At 62.2% G+C, this 18,943-nt stretch carries 22 protein-coding genes, 1 tRNA gene, 1 other RNA gene and 1 pseudogene; 13 read left to right on the top strand and 12 right to left on the bottom strand.

Annotated elements, in window-relative coordinates; genetic code table 11:
* Positions 1-138: 138 nt before the first annotated feature.
* Together ASD52_RS06935 and ASD52_RS06930 are read left to right on the top strand one after the other, a co-directional pair.
* Entirely contained in the window at positions 139-876 is a 738-nt protein-coding gene (locus ASD52_RS06935; RefSeq protein ID WP_057204371.1) for a sulfate transporter family protein, read from the top strand.
* Between the two features lie 200 nt (positions 877-1,076).
* Positions 1,077-1,286 (top strand): SlyX family protein, encoded by a 210-nt coding sequence (locus tag ASD52_RS06930; RefSeq protein WP_025425461.1) that lies wholly within the window; start codon positions 1,077-1,079, stop codon positions 1,284-1,286.
* A 151-nt stretch (positions 1,287-1,437) separates the two neighbouring features.
* On the opposite strand, the gene ASD52_RS06925 is transcribed toward ASD52_RS06930, so the two are convergent.
* From ASD52_RS06925 to ASD52_RS06915, 3 genes are all read right to left on the bottom strand, one after another.
* Positions 1,438-2,430: a BMP family ABC transporter substrate-binding protein gene (locus ASD52_RS06925; RefSeq protein WP_025425462.1), complete on the bottom strand. Its 993-nt coding sequence runs from the start codon at positions 2,428-2,430 to the stop codon at positions 1,438-1,440.
* A 347-nt stretch (positions 2,431-2,777) separates the two neighbouring features.
* Positions 2,778-3,431 carry a peptide-methionine (S)-S-oxide reductase MsrA gene (gene msrA / locus ASD52_RS06920; protein ID WP_025425463.1) on the bottom strand — a complete coding sequence of 218 codons (654 nt, stop codon included), beginning with the start codon at positions 3,429-3,431 and terminating at the stop codon, positions 2,778-2,780.
* A 46-nt stretch (positions 3,432-3,477) separates the two neighbouring features.
* Entirely contained in the window at positions 3,478-3,795 is a 318-nt protein-coding gene (locus ASD52_RS06915; RefSeq protein WP_025425464.1) for a hypothetical protein, read from the bottom strand.
* Positions 3,796-4,165: 370 nt separating this feature from the next.
* Between ASD52_RS06915 and ASD52_RS06910 the strand changes: the two genes are divergently transcribed.
* The 4 genes and pseudogenes from ASD52_RS06910 (at position 4,166) to ASD52_RS06895 (ending at position 5,882) form a co-directional block, all read left to right on the top strand.
* Positions 4,166-4,255: transfer RNA gene (locus ASD52_RS06910), tRNA-Ser, on the top strand.
* A gap of 171 nt (positions 4,256-4,426) precedes the next feature.
* On the top strand, positions 4,427-4,765 hold the full coding sequence (locus ASD52_RS06905) for a metalloregulator ArsR/SmtB family transcription factor (RefSeq protein WP_038576608.1): 339 nt from the start codon (positions 4,427-4,429) through the stop codon (positions 4,763-4,765).
* A 1-nt stretch (position 4,766) separates the two neighbouring features.
* Positions 4,767-5,247, top strand: a pseudogene (locus tag ASD52_RS06900) (SRPBCC family protein).
* 11 nt (positions 5,248-5,258) lie between these two features.
* Entirely contained in the window at positions 5,259-5,882 is a 624-nt protein-coding gene (locus ASD52_RS06895) for a dihydrofolate reductase family protein (RefSeq protein ID WP_025425467.1), read from the top strand.
* Positions 5,883-5,938: 56 nt separating this feature from the next.
* On the opposite strand, the gene ASD52_RS06890 is transcribed toward ASD52_RS06895, so the two are convergent.
* From ASD52_RS06890 to ASD52_RS06875, 4 genes are all read right to left on the bottom strand, one after another.
* Positions 5,939-6,868: a hypothetical protein gene (locus ASD52_RS06890; RefSeq protein WP_025425468.1), complete on the bottom strand. Its 930-nt coding sequence runs from the start codon at positions 6,866-6,868 to the stop codon at positions 5,939-5,941.
* A 52-nt stretch (positions 6,869-6,920) separates the two neighbouring features.
* A complete protein-coding gene (locus ASD52_RS06885; RefSeq protein WP_200954007.1) occupies positions 6,921-7,778 on the bottom strand; it encodes a MerR family transcriptional regulator in 858 nt (285 codons plus the stop codon).
* Between the two features lie 165 nt (positions 7,779-7,943).
* Positions 7,944-9,146: a CmlA/FloR family chloramphenicol efflux MFS transporter gene (gene cml, locus ASD52_RS06880; protein WP_057204370.1), complete on the bottom strand. Its 1,203-nt coding sequence runs from the start codon at positions 9,144-9,146 to the stop codon at positions 7,944-7,946.
* Between the two features lie 238 nt (positions 9,147-9,384).
* Positions 9,385-9,657: a BON domain-containing protein gene (locus ASD52_RS06875; RefSeq protein WP_025425471.1), complete on the bottom strand. Its 273-nt coding sequence runs from the start codon at positions 9,655-9,657 to the stop codon at positions 9,385-9,387.
* A 163-nt stretch (positions 9,658-9,820) separates the two neighbouring features.
* Here ASD52_RS06875 and ASD52_RS06870 point away from each other — a divergent pair, with 163 nt between their 5' ends.
* Entirely contained in the window at positions 9,821-10,765 is a 945-nt protein-coding gene (locus tag ASD52_RS06870) for an AEC family transporter (protein WP_025425472.1), read from the top strand.
* A gap of 81 nt (positions 10,766-10,846) precedes the next feature.
* Here the strand turns inward: ASD52_RS06870 and ASD52_RS06865 are convergent, their stop codons facing one another.
* Positions 10,847-11,509: a cytochrome c family protein gene (locus ASD52_RS06865; protein ID WP_038575793.1), complete on the bottom strand. Its 663-nt coding sequence runs from the start codon at positions 11,507-11,509 to the stop codon at positions 10,847-10,849.
* Positions 11,510-11,665: 156 nt separating this feature from the next.
* On the opposite strand from ASD52_RS06865, the gene ASD52_RS06860 reads away from it, so the two are divergent.
* The 3 genes from ASD52_RS06860 to ASD52_RS36995 all read left to right on the top strand — a co-directional run bounded on the left by ASD52_RS06860 (position 11,666) and on the right by ASD52_RS36995 (position 13,622).
* Positions 11,666-12,421, top strand: coding sequence for a 3-deoxy-manno-octulosonate cytidylyltransferase (locus tag ASD52_RS06860; protein WP_025425473.1), 756 nt, complete (start codon positions 11,666-11,668; stop codon positions 12,419-12,421).
* Positions 12,422-12,434: 13 nt separating this feature from the next.
* Complete coding sequence (locus ASD52_RS06855; protein WP_025425474.1) at positions 12,435-13,289, top strand: prephenate dehydratase; 855 nt, start codon at positions 12,435-12,437, stop codon at positions 13,287-13,289.
* 195 nt (positions 13,290-13,484) lie between these two features.
* The gene (locus tag ASD52_RS36995; RefSeq protein WP_065784874.1) at positions 13,485-13,622 is read left to right on the top strand and encodes a DUF1127 domain-containing protein; all 138 of its coding nucleotides are present in this window, start codon (positions 13,485-13,487) and stop codon (positions 13,620-13,622) included.
* Between the two features lie 80 nt (positions 13,623-13,702).
* On the opposite strand, the gene ASD52_RS06850 is transcribed toward ASD52_RS36995, so the two are convergent.
* From ASD52_RS06850 to ASD52_RS06835, 4 genes are all read right to left on the bottom strand, one after another.
* Positions 13,703-14,074 carry a VOC family protein gene (locus ASD52_RS06850; RefSeq protein WP_025425475.1) on the bottom strand — a complete coding sequence of 124 codons (372 nt, stop codon included), beginning with the start codon at positions 14,072-14,074 and terminating at the stop codon, positions 13,703-13,705.
* Between the two features lie 82 nt (positions 14,075-14,156).
* Positions 14,157-14,867, bottom strand: coding sequence for a YafY family protein (locus tag ASD52_RS06845; protein ID WP_025425476.1), 711 nt, complete (start codon positions 14,865-14,867; stop codon positions 14,157-14,159).
* A gap of 31 nt (positions 14,868-14,898) precedes the next feature.
* Positions 14,899-15,879: an NAD(+) diphosphatase gene (gene nudC / locus ASD52_RS06840; protein ID WP_025425477.1), complete on the bottom strand. Its 981-nt coding sequence runs from the start codon at positions 15,877-15,879 to the stop codon at positions 14,899-14,901.
* Between the two features lie 2 nt (positions 15,880-15,881).
* Entirely contained in the window at positions 15,882-16,286 is a 405-nt protein-coding gene (locus ASD52_RS06835) for an HIT family protein (protein WP_025425478.1), read from the bottom strand.
* Positions 16,287-16,393: 107 nt separating this feature from the next.
* On the opposite strand from ASD52_RS06835, the gene ffs reads away from it, so the two are divergent.
* The 3 genes from ffs to ASD52_RS06825 all read left to right on the top strand — a co-directional run bounded on the left by ffs (position 16,394) and on the right by ASD52_RS06825 (position 18,874).
* Positions 16,394-16,490, top strand: an RNA gene (ffs, locus tag ASD52_RS36585) — signal recognition particle sRNA small type.
* A gap of 141 nt (positions 16,491-16,631) precedes the next feature.
* On the top strand, positions 16,632-18,503 hold the full coding sequence (locus ASD52_RS06830; RefSeq protein ID WP_025425479.1) for a DNA polymerase III subunit gamma/tau: 1,872 nt from the start codon (positions 16,632-16,634) through the stop codon (positions 18,501-18,503).
* Between the two features lie 47 nt (positions 18,504-18,550).
* Positions 18,551-18,874, top strand: a complete 324-nt coding sequence (locus tag ASD52_RS06825; RefSeq protein ID WP_025425480.1) for a YbaB/EbfC family nucleoid-associated protein — start codon at positions 18,551-18,553, stop codon at positions 18,872-18,874.
* Positions 18,875-18,943 lie beyond the last annotated feature (69 nt).

The raw sequence follows: 18,943 nt of genomic DNA, 5'->3' as shown, positions 1-18,943 counted from the left end.
GTGGCGTTTGCCATGGTTCGTCCGTCTTCGCCGCAGGAATTTTGCCGAAAGCAGATGATGCCGGCCGTCCTGCCTTGTCGATACGAAGGCGTTTGCCTACATGCCTCATCGAACCCTGCCCGGCACTGGAGAGATTTGATGATATTGGACGCGGCGCGGCTTTCTTTTGCCAATCTCTTTGCACCGGAGACCCGTTCGGTGTTCTGGAAAGTGCTCGGCCTGACGCTTCTGGCGCTCGCAGCACTGTGGTTCGGCCTGCGCGAACTCTTCATCTGGCTTGCTTTGCCATGGCTCGATGCGTTGATGCCTGGCACGCCCGCCTGGGCGGGTTGGCTCACCTTCGTGCTCGGCATCTTCGCGAGCCTCGGGCTGGCGCTGGCCCTGGCCCTGCTGCTAGCGCCGGTGACGGCGCTGATCGCCGGCTTCTTCCTTGACGATGTCGCGGACGTGGTCGAGGCGCGCGACTATCCGAGCGAGCCGGCGGGCAGGCCCTTGCCGCTCGGAGAGGCGATTGCCGGCTCCGCCAAGTTCCTCGGCGTCGTCATTCTCGGCAACATATTGGCGCTGTTCCTGCTGCTCGTGCCCGGCGTCAACCTGATCGCCTTCTTCCTCGTCAACGGTTACCTGCTGGGGCGGGAGTTCTTCGAGTTTGCCGCCATGCGCTACCGGTCGCCGGCGGAGGCGCGGCTTTTCCGCGCCAAGCACCGCTCGACCGTGTTCCTGGCCGGGTTGATCCTTGCGGCGTTTCTCGCCGTACCGCTGCTCAACCTGCTGACGCCGCTCTTTGCCGCCGGCATGATGGTGCACCTGCACAAGAGGCTGTCGGCAAGCGATCCGGGATTTTCGCTGACGCGAGGGGCCACGGCCAGGCCCTGAGACGCAATCTGCTTGACAGCGGACATCCGCTGGCCAATCTGCCGGCAAATCCCCCGCTGCATGTTTCCTTAATCTTGTTCGATTTAGGAATACCGACATGCAGCTATTCAGAGTGATACAGCGACCTTTGTGCGTCTGAAGACGTACGGCGCTGCAGGCGTCGCCCGCCGGGATGGCCGCGACAGGACGGAGCAGCTGAAATGAACAACGCCGAAGACCGGGTCACCCGCCTTGAAGAGACGGTGGCTCACCAGGCCAAGACGATCGAAGAGCTTTCCGACCAACTTGCCGAGCAATGGAAAGTGGTCGAACAGACCCGAGCAAAGCTCGACCGGCTGACGGAACGCTTCCTCAGCCTCGAGGAGCAATCGATCGATGCGCCTCCGATCACCCGGCCGCCGCATTACTAGAGCTTTTCCAGGAAAAGTGCGAAGCGGCTTTGCGTCAGGAAATGCGCAAAGCCAGGGAGATGGCGCGGCTCAATGGCTCCGCAGGACAGGGAAATAAAAAGGCCGCCGGTTCTAGCGAACGGCGGCCTTTCTCATTTTCAGGCGGAAGCCCTTAGTAGGGGCAGGCTTCGTCGCTCATGTAGTCGTGCACCTGGACCTTGCCGGCGATGATCTCGGCTTTCACCTTCTCGACCGCATCGAGCATTTCCGGGGTGATCAGAGCCTTGTTGTTGTCGTCGAGCGAGTAGCCGACGCCATCTTCCTTGAGGCCGAGATTGGAGATGCCGAACTCGAACTTGTCGTTCTTGGCAGCAGTGAAGGCTTCGTAGACGGCGACGTCGACGCGCTTCAGCATCGAGGTCAGAACCTTGCCCGGCTGCAGTCCGTTCTGGTTGGAGTCGACGCCGATGCCGAGCTTTCCGGCATCTGCAGCGGCCTGCAGGACGCCAACGCCCGTGCCGCCGGCTGCGTGGTAGACCACGTCCGAACCCTGGTCCATCTGCGACTTGGCAATTTCGCCGCCCTTGACCGGGTCGTTCCAGGCGTCCGGTGTCGTGCCGGTGTAGGCTTCGAGAACCTTCACGTCAGCGCCGGTCGACTTCGCGCCGCCGACATAGCCGCAGGCGAACTTGTGGATGAGCGGCACGTCCATGCCACCGACGAAGCTGACGGTCTTCGACTTCGAAGCGAGACCAGCGAGCACGCCGACGAGGTAGGAGCCTTCCTGTTCCTTGAACACGATCGACTTCACGTTCGGCTTGTCGAGCACCATGTCGATGATCGCGAACTTGGTGTCCGGATATTCGCCGGCAATCTTTTCGAGCGGTGCCGCCCAGTTGAAGCCGGCCATGACGATCGGGTTGTTGCCGTCGCTGGCGAAGCGGCGCAGGGCCTGCTCGCGCTGTGCATCGTTGGCGATTTCGAATTCGCGGTATTCGACGCCCGATTCGGTTTTGAACTTTTCGGCGCCGTTATAAGCGGCTTCGTTGAACGATTTGTCGAACTTGCCGCCCAGATCGTAAATGATGGCCGGCTTGATGTCGGCGGCCAGAGCCGTCGCGGACATCATGGAAAAGGCAAAGAGACCGAGAATGGTTTTTTTCATCGTGCAGCCCTGTTGTCGCTATTGATCTTTATCGGGTCCTCCCGCGGGCCCCGGATGGAACCTGTCTGCGGAACCCACCCCTCTCGTGGGGGCTAGGGTGGCCGCATCCTTGCACGGTCACGGCAAAAAAACACTCAAAATTTTTCGGATGGTAAAAATGTCGACCGGCATTCACAAGCAGGGTTAAAATGCCGGTTCGCTTGACCTTTTAGCGCGGGGGGTGGACACCAGCAGCATGTAAAAGGCCAAGAGCATATCGCGCAAGAGTATACAGTGGGTTGTGCGCGACATGCGCAAAAGCGAAAGCCTGAAACGCAGCAGGCGGATCCCGCTGATCGCGATAGGCCCTAGGCGCCGATCGGGCAGCTGACGCCGGTGCCACGCAGGGCGCAATAACCAACAGGGTTCTTCGCCAGATACTGCTGGTGGTAGTCCTCGGCAAAATACAACGGGCCGGCCTTCGCGATCTCGGTGGTGATCTTGCCGGTGTGGCCCGATCTCTTCAGCGCCGCCTGGAAGGCATCGCGCGCGGCCTTCGCTTCCTTCAGCTGCGCGTCGTCATAGACATAGATGGCGGAGCGATAGGTCGTGCCGATATCGTTGCCCTGACGCATGCCCTGGGTCGGGTCGTGTTCCTCGAAAAAGGTCTTGAGCAGGCTCGACAACGGAACCACCTCCGGATCGTAGACCACCAGCACCACCTCGGTGTGGCCGGTCAGTCCCGTGGTGGTTTCCTGGTAGGTCGGGTTCGGCGTCATGCCGCCGGAATAGCCGGCCGCGGTGACATACACGCCCGGCTTATTCCAGAGCAGCCGCTCCGCGCCCCAGAAGCATCCCATGCCGAGCAGGATCTTTTCCATGCCTTCCGGGTAGGGGCCCTTCAGCGGGTGTCCCGAGACGAAATGCGTGGCGGCGGTCGGAATGGCGTCCTCGCGCCCGCGCAGTGCCGTCTGCGCGTCGGGCATGATGGTCTTCTTGTTGAACATGTCGATCAGGAACATCACGAAACTCCTTGTCGGTCGACGCGGGATGAGCACCCCGCGATGATCAGGCAGCGAAACGGCCGGCCGCCGGCCGCTTCTTGTATCCGGCCATCCACAGGAGGAGGGCGAGAAGGGCGAGCACCGCAAACGCCGGCTGCGTAAAGAACCAGTGCAGCACCGTGTGCCAGAGGATCGGCCCGGTATCCGTCCGCTGCGCGAACAGCACCCAGCTAGCGGTGTCGGGGCCAAGCGCTTCGAGATCGTCGCCGAGCGACGTCATCACCAGCTCGGAGGCTGCGACGGACTGGATGGCATCGACAGCCCCCGCAAGGACGGCCGCAAGCAGCACCACAAAGCTCGCCAGTCGCAGCACGAAGCGCATCGGTCCCTCATTTCTCAAACTCTATCGCCCCAGATCGAACCGTCGCTCCCGTCTTACGGCATCAGTTCCCCTGCTTGAGGGCAAAGCCGGCGCGAGGGGAGAACGTGGCAATCCGGGATGGTGCAACGTTCCGGCGGCCTTCGAAAGGAGGCGCCGAACAACTCTGCCGCAAGAGATAGGCCCCGTGTTCGACAAGCGCAATGGCAGCCGTTCGCTGCCAAGTTTCATAAGATGTCAACAATCTGTCAGAAAGCAGTTGATCCCGCGCAAATCATCGGTATATATCCCGCCCGTCCGCCGGTTCGCGCCGGATGACACGAAGGGCCTCGCCCTTCCCATCCAGCCGCATGACCATCGGCTGTTGACGGATGGACAGGTGGCCGAGTGGTTGAAGGCGCACGCCTGGAACGCGTGTATACGTGAAAGCGTATCGAGGGTTCGAATCCCTCTCTGTCCGCCATTTCTTCACCAAGGGTTAATTTTTCATCGTACTCAGCCGTCGCTAGTCGCAACCTTGTGCGCTGACCCAGATCATTGATGTGCGCGGAGCTTGCGCGGGTGTTGGTGCGTCGCCGGCGGAGGGCAAACAGTTAGCCGTTGCGCTAAGTGTTTCGTCATGATACTTAGCCTTATGGAACAGTATTCGAGCCCTTTGGACGGAATTTTTCAGGCCCTGGCCGACCCCACGAGGCGCTCCGTGCTGGCGAGGCTCGGTCGAGGGCCAGCCAGCATCAGCGATCTGGCAGAGCCGTTCGACATGGCGCTACCGTCGTTCATGAAACACATCCATTTTCTCGAAGGCAGCGGCCTGATCCGCACCGAGAAGCAGGGCCGGGTGCGCACCTGCACCATCGAGAAGAGCCGGTTTGCCGCCATCGAAGCGTGGATGTCGGAGCAGCGCGCCCTTTGGGAAGGCCGCACCGATCGGCTTGAACAGTTCGTGATATCAGCTGAGAACAAGGAGAAATGACATGATCCGATCTCACAACCCCGATCTCGACCTGACGATATCGCGCCTGATCAAGGCGCCGCGGCCGACGATCTGGAATGCATGGACCGATCCCGCCAGCTTCGAGCAATGGTGGGTTCCGGCGCCGGCCAGATGCCAGGTGGTCGATATGGACCTGCGGCCGGGCGTGCGCCTTCGTCACAAGGATCAGCGAAGGCGGCGGTGCGTTCACGCCGCATCTGGATGCGTGCTTTCTGGCGGTCGACGACATCCAGCGCATTGTCTTTACCAATTCGCTGGTCGCGGGGTGGCGCCCGGCCGAAAACCCTTTCATGACGGCGATCATCACACTCAAGGATCATCCTGAGGGCACGGACTATGCCGCCCACGTCATGCACAAGAGCAACGCCGACCGAAACATGCACGAGGAGATGGGTTTTCACGATGGCTGGGGCACGGTCATCGCGCAGCTTGCCCGGCTCGTGGAGGGCAGAACCCAGTAGAGGAGGTCGACATGCGCAAGATTGTCCTGCAGATGATGACGACGCTCAACGGTCGCCTCGACGATCCGCTGGCCTGGCTCGGTAGCGTCGGCGACGACCAATATCGGGCGATCGACCGGCTCTACGCCACCTATGACACCGTACTCGTCGGCCGCGTGACCTACGAGGAAATGGCATCCTACTGGCCGGGCGCCCTGTCGGAGGACGTGGGAACCGAAACCAACCGCAAGATGGCGCGGAGGATGCACGACTATCGCAAACTGGTCTTCTCGCGCTCGGGACGCCAGACGCTGACCGAATGGAACAATGTCGAGCAGGTCGTTGCCCACGATGACGAATTGCTGGCAGCCTATCTCCTGGATCTGAAGGCGCGCGCCGGTGGCGATATTCACCTTTCCGGCGGCGCCAGCCTGGCCCAGACGGTCATCGGTCTCGGCCTCGTCGATATCTTCCACTTCTTCGTCTATCCCGTCACGTCCCCGGGTGCCGCCTGGTTCGATGAGCTTCCCGACAGATATGATCTGCGGCTGATGGGCACGGACACCTACGAGAATGGCGTGGTCGGCCTGCACTACGAACCGCTCAAGCGTGAGAACGCGGAACGGGCAAGCAGTTTTTCCGAACTGCTCGTATAACCGCGTGTCCCGCCGCTCCGGCCGCGCCGACGGCCCGAGCGGCGGTCGATCGCAGATCAGCAACCGTGCTCCAGCGCGGTCTTCATCCGGTCATAGGTCGGGGCGAGTGCCCGCAAGGTGGCCGCCGCGACTGCGTCCTTGCGCACCACCAGCGGATACTGCAGCGCTCCGATGAGCCGTGCCTGTTCATCGGCAATGCGGGCCGCCTCGTTGTAACCCGCCCGTGCGAGGCAGGCGGCCGCGTCGGCCGCGCGGCGGGCGCCGGTCCGGATGGCGAAGTGGACCAGATGCGCGCGCAAGTTCTTGTCGCAACCGGTCGCGACGCGCGCGGCGAGCGTTTCGGCTGCTTCGGCATTGCCGAGGGTTCCGGGAGGAACGGGCAGGTCCGTCTCCATCGACAGCCAGTGGATGGCGGCCGGGATCGACGCCCGTATCGTCTCGATTTCCGATATCTCGGCGATACGGACAAAGTCGGTCCGCATGGTGTAGGCGTCACCATAACTCAGCGTGTCTGCGCGCCAGGCGGCCATGAAGTTGGCGAGCGGCAGGCGCGCATAGGGGTAGCCCTGCGGGTCGTGCATCAGCACGCTGTCCTCGTCCATGTCGAGCACCACGACGTAATGGTCGGCGTCGATCGGTCCGTTCATGCCCGGCTGGTGGCGCAGATGCCCCATCTCGATGGGGCCGATCCAGACCGGTCCGTCCTTGAGGGCTGCGCGCAGGCGGGAAAGCGCGTCGTCCGCATCGCCGCCCTTGCTGAGCGTCGATGTCCAGCCGAGCGCCGCAAGCGCGCCTTCAGAGCCGGCTTCCGGATCCCAGCCATAGGGGTCGAAGAACGGCAGGGTGCCGCCGAGCAGTTGCATGCCGAACGGACTGCTGGTGGCAAATTCGATCACCGCGGTGGAGGGGGCCTGCGCGCCGAACATCATTGCGAAAGAGTTGGCGTAGCAATAGGGGCCGGAGCCCGTATAGGCGAAATGCATCATGATCGTCTGTCCTGTTAGAGCATTTCCAGGAAAAGTACGGAGCGGTCTTCCGTCAGGAAATGCGGATAAAACAAAGAGATAGAGTGGTTCTGATTCCGCCTAAGACGGAAACATTATGGGGTAGGCGACATCGAAGGACGCGCCGTTGCTGCCGGGGTAGTTCGTAGGGGCTGCCGCTGCTGTTGATGTCGGTTCGCGCATCCAGCCAGGTTTCGATGGCGTCGTAGACGCGCAAGATCAGCGGGAAGTTTTCACAAGCCGCCGGCACCGGCAGAAAGACCTCTCGCCGCGCGGCCTGAAGGCGGATGCGCAGGTCGTCGACCGGCTCGATGCCGCCTTCATAGGCGATGGCGACTTCCACCAGTCCCTCGCTGTCGCGGCTAACGGTTTCATGGAAATGCACGGTCATGGCGCCGTCGCTGGCAATCCCGCAATGGCGCAGGTAACCACGGATCTCCGCCTGGGCGGTTGCCAGGAATGCATCAAGCGCCTCGATATCGAGCTGACGTTGGCAGGAGATCAGCTTGCAGGCTGCCACCTCGCGTACGGCAATCGCCGAGATTAGGTCGGCATCACCGCCGTCCGTCTGCCGCGCGATCGCCACCACCAGCTCGGTCTGCTCGCTCAGCCGCTCGTTTTGAGCGTCCAGCCAGGACCGCAATTCGATAAGGCGGCTCTGCGCATCCAGTTCCACCAATTGCGCGACGCGCGCCACCGACAGGCCAAGGCGTCGAAGGCGCGCGATAAGCCGTGCCCGGGCGGCCTGCTCCGGCGCATAGTAGCGATAGCCCGTCGTCGGATCGGTATAGGCGGGCACCAGCAGGCCCTGCTCGGCATAAAGCCGCAGCGCCTTTGGTGACAGTCGTGTGGCGGCGCCAAAACGGCCCGCAAGGAGATAAGATTCGCTCATGGATCTGACTGTGAGGCTTGCCCCTGGGGCGAGGTCAAGAGGCAATCGTTGTCGATGTGCACGCCTTGTACTCGCATTCGCTTTGCCAGCGCTGTCGGGGGGTAAACAAGGGGTGCCGCAGGGCGTGCCGAGATGGTCGATACGCCCTGTGGCAGGTTCATCGGATCAGGCTTCCGCCGGGCGTTGCCTCGCCAGCACACCGAGCGCGACCAGCGTGACGATCGCCATTGTCATTGAATAGCCGGCTAATGGAAATGCGGTATCTCCACCAAGCAGAACCACAGCCAGGGTGCCGAGCACCCCGACAATCAGGCTCTGAATGCAGAAGTAGAGCGCGACCGCCGTTCCTGCCACATGGCCGAAAGCCTGGAGGGCTCCATTGGGGGTGACCGAACCGGTGAAGACGATGCCGACGGCGATGACCCACATCGGCAGGATGAAGGTCCAGAACGACGGTGCGGCGACGCTCTGGCCGACGACGAGCAGCACCGCGCCGAGGATGAGCAGCGCCATCCCGCGGGCAAGGCTGCCGGTGATGCCCCAGAGCGCCACGAAGCGTTTGGCAAAACGGGTCGTGACGATCATCACAAGGGCCGCCGTCGCAAAGACCAGGCTGAAGGCGAGTTCGGAATAATCAGCTCGATCGATGAGCACGCGTGGTGCTGTCGAGAAGAACACGAAGAACGAGCCCATCGCGGCGCTGAAGCCGAGCGTGTAGGTCCAGAACGCTCCGTTGCGCAGGATCGGGCCGAAGGATCTTCTCTCGCCTTCGGTGCCGGTTGGCCTGGTTTCCCGCCATCGCGGTATCGCATTCGCCATGGCCGCGATGGCGAGTAGGCCGAGTGCCAGGAAGATCGCCCGCCAGCCGAAGCGATCGGCAAGCAGCGCGCCGGCGATCGGGCCGAGGGCCGGCACGAAGGCGAGCATCGCGCTGAAGAGGCCGTAGATGGTCACGCCTTCGGGCCGGTCTGCATAGACATCGCGGACAGTGGCAAAGGTGGCAACGAGCGCTGCCGAGGCGCCGATCGCCTGCAGCAGGCGAAGGGCGAGGAAGGCGGGGGCCGACACGGTGGCGGCCATCAGCAGCGATGCGACCGCAAACAGCAGCGCCCCACAGATGACGACCGGACGCCGACCGATGCGATCGGAGATGGGCCCGAAGACGATCTGGCCGACGCCGAGAATGGTCATGTAGAGGCTTAACGTCAGCTGGATGATCGCTGGCGTCGTGGCGAGAATGCCCGGCATGACAGGCACGACCGGCAGATAGATATCCATCGCCAGGGAGGCGAGAATGTCGAAGGGGGCCATCAGCAACAGCGCTGCCGGCACTGAATAGTTCCAGGTTGATGATTTATGATTGGGCACGATTGAACATCCGCTCAAATGAATGACATTCAGCGGCGCTCTGCCTTCTTATCGGTAGTGTGAAATGACCGGACAGACGCCGCAACAACGATTGGGAGTGTTGTTGCGGCTTACTTGGTTGCTGACTCAGGCGTCCCCATTCCGGTCTCCATAGGAAATCGCGCGCGTTGTGGTTGGCGCCGTGTCCATTTACCAGCCCAAGCTGCCAACAACAACCGCTTGCGGTCAAGCAAGCAGATCATGAATGTTTGCCCGGCTTCACCGTCAGGCGGTTCTCGACGCTGGTGACGCCGATTACCGATCTCGCCGCGTCGCCGGCGCAGGCAACATCGGAATCGCTTGGGACCTGGCCCGACAGCACGACCATTTCGCCGAGCACGATCACTGAGATATCGGTGGTGTCGACGAAGGTGGCGTAGCGGATGAAGCGCAGAACCTTGCCCGCCAGATCGTCATCCTTCAGATGAGGATCGTCGTCCTTATGGGAGTAGATGGGCTTTTCTGTTGGCATGGTCGTTTTCCCACTGCTGTTCGGGAACGCCCCGGACAAGCGAATGTTCCGGTCTTTTTTACCTTGGTCGACGGCTTCGTCAGGGGCGTGGATCCGGTCCTGCAACCTTGCGGCGGTCGCCGGAACGGGTCTATCTCTATCGGACCGTTCCCAAGGCTCACGCATGTCCGATATTTTCCAGAATGTTCTGCCCATCTTCATCCTGATCCTCACCGGTTGGCTGATCGTCAGGCTCGGCTACCTGAAACCGACCGTTGGCGACGCGCTCGGTGATTTCGTTTTCCGCGTCGCGGTGCCTGTTCTCCTGTTTCGCACAATCGCCGAGGCGGATTTCAAGGACGGCTCGCCCTGGCCGCTCTGGGTTGCCTATTTCTCAGGCGTCGCCGTCACCTGGACCATCGGCCATCTGGCGGCGACGCTCGCCTTTGGCCGCGATGCGCGCATGGGCGTGCTGGCCGGTGTTTCCTCGGCCTTCGCCAACACCGTCTTCATCGGCTTGCCGCTGGTCTCGCGCATCGTCGGCGAGGAGGGGATCGTCGCGCTGTCGATCCTGCTGTCGGTGCACCTGCCGGTGATGATGATCGCGGGCACCGTGCTGATGGAGCGCGCCGAACGCAGGGTAAGCGGCAAGCCGGGCCAAAGCCCGCTGAAGCTCCTGGGCGGCGTTGCCCGCAACCTGCTGCGCAATCCGCTGGTCATAGGCCTTGCCTTCGGTGCCGCTTTCCATCTGCTTGGCCAGCCGCTCGACGGTCCGGTCAAGAGCGTCGTCGATCAGCTTGCCGCCATTGCCGCGCCGGCGGCGCTGGTTTCGATCGGCATGGCGCTCGACAAATATGGTCTTGTCGGCAATCTCGGGCTGGCGACGGTGACGAGCCTGTTGAAGCTTGTGGTTCTGCCGGGCGTCGTCTTTGCCGCCTGCCACCTGCTCGGCCTCAACGACAACTGGACGACCGCGCTTGTGCTGACCTCGGCGGTGCCGACCGGCGTCAACGCATGGCTGATCGCCAATCATTTCAACGTCGGCCATGCGCTGGCGTCCTCGACCATCACGCTGACCACAGCGCTGGGTGTCGCCAGCGTTTCGGTCTGGGCCTACATCCTGATGTGACCGGCGGGTCCGGTGAAGACAGCAAAAAGCCCGGCGCGATGGCCGGGCTTTGCGAAATTCGATCGTAACGGAGCTTGGGGCTTATTGAGCCGGCGCAGCCTGGCCTTCGGCCGGCTTGGCTTCCGTTGCGGGCGCTTCGGCCGGCTTCTCGGCAGCACCTTCGGTAGCGGCAGCCGGAGCAGCTTCTGCGGCCGCTGCATCCGGGAGAGCGGCCGGAGCATCGGCCTGTTCGCGGAGATATGCGATCAGGTTGGCGCGTTCGTCAGGCTTCTTCACGCCGGCAAAGCCCATAGCGGTGCCCGGAACGTGCTTCTTCGGCGCTTCGATGAAGAAGCTGAGGTGGTCGTAGTCCCAGACGACCTTGCTGCCTTCGGAGAAGGTCTTCATGCCAGCCGAGTAGCTGAAACCTTCGTGCGAGGCGATCGGGCGGTTGACGACACCCCACAGGTTGGGGCCGACCTTGTTGGCTCCTCCCTTATCCACGGTGTGACAGCTTGCGCATTTCTTGAACACGGTTCCGCCGGCTGCAGCGTCTGCCTTGAGGAGCAAGGGCTTGATGTCGACTTCAGCCGCTTCCTGGGCGCCGCCGCCAGCTTCGGCCGTGCCTTCTTCGGCAACGATCGCGAAGCCTTCCTTCTCGGGAGCCTCGGAATGGAAAATGCCTTCCGACGCAATGGATACGGACATCAGAACGAAAACCGTACCCAGAAAGGCACCCACGCCCATGTTCACATATGAGTTCATCTGCAAACGCTCCCTTTGCCACCGGCGTAAACAAAAACCCGGCCCATCTTGAAATCGCGCGGAACCTATGTCTTTTGGCTCTGCGTTGCAACAGAGATTATGGGCCCCCAACTGAGACTTTTTGACACTTTGGGCGGGGTTTTTGAAGGCCACATCATGAATCGCGAAAATTCAGGCAAAGCCATCGTGCTCATTCCGGCGCGCATGGCCTCCACGCGTCTGCCGGGCAAGCCGCTCGCCGATATCTGCGGCCTGCCGATGATCGTCCAGGTTGCCAAGCGCGCGGCGGAAGCCGATGTCGGACGGGTCGTCGTCGCCGTCGACGACCCGCGTGTTTTCGATGTCGTGCGCGACGCCGGTTTCGAGGCGATCATGACGCGGGTCGACCATCAGTCCGGTTCCGACCGGATCTATGAGGCGCTGTCGAAGGCCGATCCGGACAGTGAGGCGCAGTTCGTCATCAACGTGCAGGGCGATCTGCCGACGATCGAGCCGGCTCCTATCCGTGCCTCGCTGAGGCCGCTTGTCGAAAATGCCTCGACCGATATCGCCACCTTGACGGTGGCGATCACCGACGAGGAAGAGAAGAAGAGCCCCAACATCGTCAAGATCGTCGGCTCGCCGCTGTCGGCGACGCGCCTGCGCGCTCTCTATTTTACCCGCGCGACCGCGCCCTACGGACAGGGCCCGCTCTACCACCACATCGGGCTTTATGCCTACCGCCGCCAGGCGCTCGAAAAATTCGTCGCTCTGAAGCCGTCGACGCTGGAAAAGCGCGAATCGCTTGAGCAATTGCGCGCGCTTGAAGCTGGCATGCGCATCGATGTCGAAATCGTCGACACCGTACCGCTCGGCGTCGACACTCCGGTCGAGCTCGAAAAAGCCCGCCGCATCCTTTCCGAAAAAGCCTGAGAAGGAAGACAGTGTGACCACGAAGACCAACAGGATCTCCTTCCAGGGCGATTACGGCGCCAATTCCGACATGGCCTGCCGCGACATGTTTCCGTCGATGGAGCCGCTTCCCTGCCAGACCTTCGAAGACGCCTTCGTGGCGGTCGAGAATGGCGAGGCGGATCTCGCGATGATCCCGATCGAAAACACCATCGCCGGCCGTGTTGCCGACATCCACCACCTGCTACCCGAATCGCGGCTGCATATCGTCGGCGAATATTTCATGCCGATCCGCTTCCAGCTGATGGTGCTGCCGGGCGTGACGCGCGACGAAATCCGCACCGTTCACAGCCACATCCATGCGCTCGGTCAGTGCCGCAAGATCGTGCGCGCCAATGGCTGGAAGCCGGTGGTTGCCGGCGATACCGCAGGAGCCGCCAAGCTGGTGTCGGAGCAGGGTGATCGCTCGATGGCGGCGCTCGCGCCGCGGCTTGCCGCCGACCTCTACGGCCTCGAGATCGTTGCCGAAAATGTCGAGGACACCGAAAGCAACGTGACTCGCTTCGTCGTGCTGTCGCGTGACGAGCAGATGCTCTCCCGCAGCGCCGATGACGAACTGATCATCACCACCTTTGTGTTCAACGTGCGCAACATTCCGGCCGCGCTCTACAAGGCGATGGGCGGCTTTGCCACCAACGGCATCAACATGACGAAGCTCGAGAGCTACCAGCTCGGCGGCAAGTTCGTGGCCACGCAGTTCTACGCCGACATCGAAGGTCATCCGGACGACACGTCGGTGCGCCATGCGATGGAGGAGCTGCGCTTCTTCTCGGAGAAGGTCCGCATTCTCGGCACCTACAAGGCGCATCCGATGCGTGGTGTGCTTTAAGCATCTCAGAGACAGAGCGTTTCTACGACCCGTCTAAACCGGAGACGCTCTGGCGGCTCCGGCCGCACTGCAGATCAGGCTTACCAATGCGTTAACTCGCTACGCGTCTGGTGCATGCCTAATCTGCAATCGCGGCGGTACCTAAACAATGTGCAAATGCCTATTTGACACTCGTTCACATATGGAGTGTTAAAAATGAAGATCCGTCAGAAGATCGTTGAATATGCAAAAATGCGCCGTGCGATCCGCGAGCTGAATTCGCTGGATGACCACGCCCTGAGCGATATCGGTATTTCCCGTTCGCAGATCCAGGCCGCCGTTTACGGCCGCTAATCAGCACAATTCGCCGTATCCCGCCACCCAAGCTGGCGGGATACGCGCAATGCACTACAGCGCCGCGCGTCAAACTGGCGCTACTCGTCAAAAAGGCACACGCGCAGGCGGTGTCCATCCGGGTCAAGCGCCACGAAGGTCGGTCCGAAATCCATCTTCGTCAGTTCCTGCGCAATCGGCAGGCCAGCGTCCTTCCATTTTTCATAGTGCGCGCGAACCGCCTCCTCATTTTCCACCATGAATGCCAATTCCGAGCGGCTGCCGGTCTTCGACGGCGGTGGTGGCGCCACCTTATCCTGTGCCCAAAGCCCGAGCACGAAGCCGCCCTGCAGCTCGAAGGACGAAAAGGTCGGGAAGGAGACGAGCGGCTCCTTGCCGAGCAGCTTGCGATAGAATTCGACGCTTGCGAGCGGATCTTCGACATAGAGAATAGTGAGATTTGCCTTGGCCATAATCCGTCTCCTTGTTTGGGAGTTGCAGATTAGCGCGCACCACTGCCAATTTCTGTCAGCATCGATTTCCGGTTTTTATGCCTTATGCCGAACCGACCCGCCTGCCTTCAGGCGCAGCAATATTCTGCGTCGTGCGCCATTCCCGAAGCAACACCTGCCGCCGGCGCGCATAGCGGCTCTCGCTCATGTCAGCCTGCCTGATGCGGTCGGTCCGGAAATGCCTGAAGCCCTGGCGCAGCTCGCACCAGGCAACCAGAACTCGAACATTCTCGAAGAAGCCGAGGGCAAACGGCCAGACCGTGCGGCGGGTCTCGCTGCCGTCGTTGTCGATATAGACGAGGTCGAGCTTGCGCTCGTGGCGTATCGCCTTGCGCAACAATGCAATGTCGATGCCGTCGGCCACCGGCGGGCTTGGCCCGACGAGCAGTGTCGAGGCGTCGAGCTCGTCGCGCAGATCCGCCGGCAGCACCGCGGCGATCTTGGCGAGCGCATCGGCGGCGGCCGCCGCCAGATGGGTGTCGGCGCGTTTTGCCACCCAGCGTGAGCCGAGCACCAGCGCCTCGATCTCCTCCTGCGAGAACATCATTGGCGGCAGCATGAAGCCGGGTTTCAGGATGTAGCCGAGCCCCGGCTCGCCTTCGATATGGGCGCCCTGCGCCTGCAGGCTGGCGATATCGCGGTAGAGCGTTCTGAGGCTGACGCCGGTCTCCTCCGCCAGACGCCGTCCGCTGACGGGCTGGCGGTAGCGTCTGAGAACCTGCAGCAGGTCGAGAAGCCGTTCGGAGCGGGACACCTTAAGTCTCCTCGTATCGGCAGGTCTGTGCTCAGCCGTGCTCGTCCCAGGCCAGCCAGTCGCGCATCAGCCGGTGGGCAATGGCGCCCTTCGGCGGCGGAATATGCTCGTCGCCGGTATCGGCCACGCCGGTCGTGCGTTCCAGCATTGCTGCCGTTTCGGCGCGGGTGAACCAGCGGACATCCTCGAGCTCCTGTTCGTCGCGCTTGATCGCCGTCGATTTCGCCTCGGCATAGCAGCCGATCATCAGCGAGTGCGGCAGCGGCCACGGCTGCGAGGCGTGGTAGCGCACGCGGCCGATGTGGATGCCGGATTCCTCGTGGGTTTCGCGGCGCACGGCGTTTTCGATGGTTTCGCCCGGCTCGACGAAGCCGGCGAGGCACGAATACATTCCGGCCGTGAAATGCGGGCTGCGGCCGAGCAGGCAGAGATCACGCTCCAGATCGATGGTCAGCATGATGACGACGGGATCGGTGCGCGGGAAAACCATATGGCCGCAGGCTGTGCAGACGCGGCGATAGCCACCGGCCTTGCCTTCCATCGGCCCGGCGCAACGGCCGCAGAAGCGGTTGTTGGCGTTCCATGTGATGAGGCTCGAGCCTTGGGCGAACTGGCCGAGAAGTTCTTCCGGCAGCATCTGCTGGCGGTAGAGCGTGCGTCCGTCGGCGATCTTGAACGGCTCGGCCATGTTGTCTTCGGTAAGGCCGGTCGGCACGGCGAGCCGCGGCTCGCCGTTCGGCAGGTAGCCGAGCAGGATGGTGTCGTCGAGCACCGGCTCAAGCCCGTCGAGCTCATAGGGTGCAAACAGCGGGTCGATGATCTTCTCGTCGTGTTTGACGATCAGCTTCGGTCCGGAAAAGGCGAGGAAATGGGCGCCCGGATGTTTGAGCGCGACTTCGATGCAGTCGTCGGCCCGGTGCTCGGACTGGCGATCCAGGTGGTTCTCGGAAAAGGCGACGAGAGTGCTCGGCTCCGGATGAGGGCTTCGAAGGTCAAAGATCGATTTCGTCATGTTCAGAGATTTTCCAGAATGCGGGCTGCAAATGCCTGATGGTCTTGCTCGCCCCAAGGCTCCGACTTGCCGAAGCCCCAGACGGGTCCGGGCCAGTTCGGGTCGCCGTCACTGCGGGCGATGATATGCACATGGAGCTGCCGGACGATGTTGCCGAGCGCGCCGATATTGATCTTCTCGGCACCGGTGACCTTTTTCAAGGCGGTCGCCACCATATTGGTTTCGAAAGTCAGCATCGTCTGGTCGAGCGGCGTGAGATCGAAGATCTCGGAAATGTCCCCGCGTTGGGGAATGAGGACCAGCCAGGGCCAGCGGCGATCGTTCATCAGGCGCATCTGGCAGAGGCCGATCGAGGCGATCGGGATGCCGTCGCGTTCAAGCCGCTCGTCAAGGGTGAATGTCGTCAAGAAGGTCTCCTTGTGCCGGGAGCGGATTCGCCTTGTTTTGCATATCGATATCAGTTTTTTGATGGCTTGGCTTGCATTTGGTTGCGATATTGCCGATATGGGAGCCGGGAGGTTGGTGGTGGACGAGCCACTCGCCAACCGGGTCAGGTCCGGAAGGAAGCAGCCCTAACGAGCCCGGCACGGGTCATCGTGCCAGCCTCCCACCTGCCTGATTGCTGAGATCGAGATAGCTCTCAGCAATCAGGCAGCATCACAGAATGTTGCGGCGTCCAGACGCATCCCATGCGACGCGCGGTGCCGTAAATCCGTCCTGTCGGGACACGAGTTCAAGCAGCGGCAGGGTCGATGAGCGACGAAACGTCCATTTCATCCGAACAGAAACCAGCCGCCTACCGCGTTCTGGCGCGCAAGTATCGCCCCAAGGATTTCTCCGACCTGATGGTCGGCCAGGAGCCGATGGTGCGCACGCTGACCAACGCGTTCGAAACCGGCCGCATCGCTCAAGCCTATATGCTGACCGGCGTGCGCGGGGTCGGCAAGACCACCACCGCCCGCATTCTCGCCCGTGCGCTGAACTACAAGACACCCGAAATCGATCGGCCGACGATCGACCTGCGTGCTCTCGGCGAGCATTGCCAGGCGATCATGGACGGCCGCCATGTCGATGTCATCGAGATGGACGCCGCTTCCCATACCGGCATCGACGATATCAGAGAGATCATCGAGCAGGTGCGCTACCGCCCGGTTTCGGCGCGCTACAAAGTCTACATCATCGACGAAGTGCACATGCTGTCGACGCAGGCCTTCAACGGTCTGTTGAAGACGCTGGAAGAGCCGCCGGAACATGTGAAGTTCATCTTCGCCACCACCGAAATCCGCAAGGTTCCGATCACGGTGCTGTCGCGCTGTCAGCGGTTCGATCTTCGGCGCATCAGCGGCTCCGACCTCGTCGGCCTGTTTTCGACCATTCTCGGCAAGGAAGGCGTTTCCTTCGATCCCGAAGCGCTGGCGATGGTCGCGCGTGCGGCCGAAGGCTCTGCCCGTGACGGCCTGTCGCTGCTCGATCAGGCGATCGCCCATGGCGGCGGTTCCGTCGAGGTCGAGACGGTGCGTTCGATGCTCGGACTTGCCGATCGCGCCCGCATCGTCGATCTGTTCGAACATATCGTCAGGGGCGACGTTGCCGCAGCCCTCGCAGAATTTTCGGCACAATACGAGGCCGGCGCCAACCCGACGGTGGTTCTGACCGACCTTGCCGATTTCACCCATCTCGTCACCCGGCTGAAATACGTGCCGGATGCGGCCAGCGATCAGTCCCTGAGCGAGATCGAGCGGACGCGCGGAGCGGAGTTTGCCGGCAATGTCGCCGTCAGCACGCTGTCGCGCATCTGGCAGATGCTGCTGAAGGGCATTCCTGAAGCCGAAAGTTCGTCGCGCCCGGCCGGTGCTGCCGAAATGGTGCTGATCCGGCTTGCCCATGCGGCCCATCTTCCGTCGCCCGAAGACGCGGCGAGACGCGTGCTCGAACTGTCCGGCAGCGACAATGGCAGCGTCCGTCCGGCGCCCGGTGGTGGAAGTGGCGGCGGCATGCTGGCGTCAGTCGGCGCGCCCGTGCAGGCGCAGGCGGCCCAGTCGACATCGATGGGACGGCCGACCGGCAACGGCGCGACGATGTTGCGCGCGGTTCCCGATGTCAGCCCGCAGCCGATCAGCGTCGGACACACCGAGGAGCGGCCGGCAGCCGCGCCTTCAGCAAAGGCTCAGCCGTCGGTGCCGGTCAATTCGGTCAGCGACATCGCCGACCTCTGCGCCAAGAATAAAGACATCAAGCTGAAGACGCTGGTGCGCGGCTTCGTGCGGCTGGTGCGCATCGAGCCCGGCCGGCTTGACGTCAACGTCCCGGATGATGCGCCGAAGACGCTGCTCGGCGAACTCGCCGTCAAGCTCAAGGAATGGACCGGCATTCACTGGATCGTCAGCTACAGCCGTGACCCCGGCGAGCCGACCATGATCGAAGCCGAACAGCAGGCCCAGGAAAAGCGTGTCAGCGATGCGCGCCAGGATCCGGATGTGGCTGCCATCCTCGCCCGTTTCCCGGGCGCCAAGATCACCGACGTGCGCATTCGCGCCGTCGAGGAGGAAGAGGCCGAGAGCGTAGCTCCGGCCACAGCCGAATCTGCCGATGGCGATATCGTCCCCGGCGACGATATCGAATAGTCGGTCGGAACGAACGACCGGAAATTTCTAGAGAACAGGAGACGACGATGCGCGACATCATGGGGATGATGGGCAAGGTCAAGGAAATGCAGGCCAAGATGGAGAAGATGCAGGCGGAAATCGCTGCGCTCGAAGTCGATGGTGTCTCCGGTGGCGGCCTCGTCACCGTCCGCCTCGATGGCAAGGGCACTCTGAAGAGCCTGAAGATCGACCCGTCGCTGTTCAAGGAAGACGATGTCGAGATCCTCGAAGACCTGATCGTCGCCGCCCACAAGGACGCCAAGGACAAGGCCGAGGCCGTCCAGGCCGAAAAGACCCGCGAACTCACAGCCGGCCTGCCGATCCCGCCCGGTATGAAGCTGCCGTTCTGATCGGCCGTTCTTCGCTGCTAGACCATTTCCAGGAAAAGTGCGAAGCGGTTTTCCGTCAGGAAATGCGTA

The organism is Ensifer sp. Root142 (genome assembly GCF_001426785.1).
GTDB classification, from domain to species: Bacteria; Pseudomonadota; Alphaproteobacteria; order Rhizobiales; family Rhizobiaceae; genus Ensifer; species Ensifer canadensis.
The sequence above is the reverse complement of the archived record's forward strand: the minus strand, read 5'-3'. Positions and strand labels throughout refer to the sequence as shown.

Bases quoted from the DNA above. Each gene is read 5' to 3' on its own strand.
- ASD52_RS06925 (WP_025425462.1), bottom strand. From the start codon at position 2,430: ATGAAAAAAACCATTCTCGGTCTCTTTGCCTTTTCCATGATGTCCGCG.
- ASD52_RS06890 (WP_025425468.1), bottom strand. From the start codon at position 6,868: ATGATGCATTTCGCCTATACGGGCTCCGGCCCCTATTGCTACGCCAAC.
- ASD52_RS06850 (WP_025425475.1), bottom strand. From the start codon at position 14,074: ATGGCCAAGGCAAATCTCACTATTCTCTATGTCGAAGATCCGCTCGCA.
- ASD52_RS06830 (WP_025425479.1), top strand. From the start codon at position 16,632: ATGAGCGACGAAACGTCCATTTCATCCGAACAGAAACCAGCCGCCTAC.
- ASD52_RS06875 (WP_025425471.1), bottom strand. From the start codon at position 9,657: ATGCCAACAGAAAAGCCCATCTACTCCCATAAGGACGACGATCCTCAT.
- ASD52_RS06860 (WP_025425473.1), top strand. From the start codon at position 11,666: ATGAATCGCGAAAATTCAGGCAAAGCCATCGTGCTCATTCCGGCGCGC.
- ASD52_RS06865 (WP_038575793.1), bottom strand. From the start codon at position 11,509: ATGAACTCATATGTGAACATGGGCGTGGGTGCCTTTCTGGGTACGGTT.
- ASD52_RS06915 (WP_025425464.1), bottom strand. From the start codon at position 3,795: ATGCGCTTCGTGCTGCGACTGGCGAGCTTTGTGGTGCTGCTTGCGGCC.
- ASD52_RS06935 (WP_057204371.1), top strand. From the start codon at position 139: ATGATATTGGACGCGGCGCGGCTTTCTTTTGCCAATCTCTTTGCACCG.
- ASD52_RS06825 (WP_025425480.1), top strand. From the start codon at position 18,551: ATGCGCGACATCATGGGGATGATGGGCAAGGTCAAGGAAATGCAGGCC.
- nudC (WP_025425477.1), bottom strand. From the start codon at position 15,879: ATGACGAAATCGATCTTTGACCTTCGAAGCCCTCATCCGGAGCCGAGC.
- ASD52_RS06870 (WP_025425472.1), top strand. From the start codon at position 9,821: ATGTCCGATATTTTCCAGAATGTTCTGCCCATCTTCATCCTGATCCTC.
- ASD52_RS06930 (WP_025425461.1), top strand. From the start codon at position 1,077: ATGAACAACGCCGAAGACCGGGTCACCCGCCTTGAAGAGACGGTGGCT.
- ASD52_RS06885 (WP_200954007.1), bottom strand. From the start codon at position 7,778: ATGAGCGAATCTTATCTCCTTGCGGGCCGTTTTGGCGCCGCCACACGA.
- ASD52_RS06905 (WP_038576608.1), top strand. From the start codon at position 4,427: ATGGAACAGTATTCGAGCCCTTTGGACGGAATTTTTCAGGCCCTGGCC.
- msrA (WP_025425463.1), bottom strand. From the start codon at position 3,431: ATGTTCCTGATCGACATGTTCAACAAGAAGACCATCATGCCCGACGCG.
- ASD52_RS06895 (WP_025425467.1), top strand. From the start codon at position 5,259: ATGCGCAAGATTGTCCTGCAGATGATGACGACGCTCAACGGTCGCCTC.
- ASD52_RS36995 (WP_065784874.1), top strand. From the start codon at position 13,485: ATGAAGATCCGTCAGAAGATCGTTGAATATGCAAAAATGCGCCGTGCG.